The 388-nt window shown below is 64.9% G+C and carries 1 protein-coding gene; it reads left to right on the plus strand.

The window, feature by feature from the left end; translation table 11 throughout:
* Window positions 1-60: 60 nt before the first annotated feature.
* Window positions 61-388 (plus strand): helix-turn-helix domain-containing protein (locus AC0C6X_RS30180; protein WP_472956716.1); only part of this gene is annotated, 328 nt, incomplete at its 3' end.

Genomic DNA, 388 nt, shown 5'->3' on the forward strand with positions numbered 1-388 from the left:
CTAGTGTCCTGATCGATAAATTTGTGCGATCATTTTCCCTGTTTGAGAAGGGGATGATCGATGGGCAAAGCGGCGGTTGCGATTGTCTTGACGGGTGAGGAGCGCGGTGAACTGGAGACATTGGTTCGCCGCCGCGGCACGGCGCAGGGCCTGGCGCGGCGGGCCCAGATCGTGCTGATGGCCGCGGACGGCGTTGAGAACAAGGAGATTGCCGCGCGGCTTGGCACGATGCCGAACACGGTGGCCAAATGGCGACGGCGTTTCGCCGAGCAGCGGCTCGATGGGCTTTACGACGAGCCGCGTCCCGGCGCGCCGCGCCAGATCGGCGACGAAGAGATCGCCGAGACGATCCGGTTGACGCTGGAGACGACACCGCCGGACGCCACCC

The organism is Ensifer sp. VA4 (assembly GCF_055710065.1).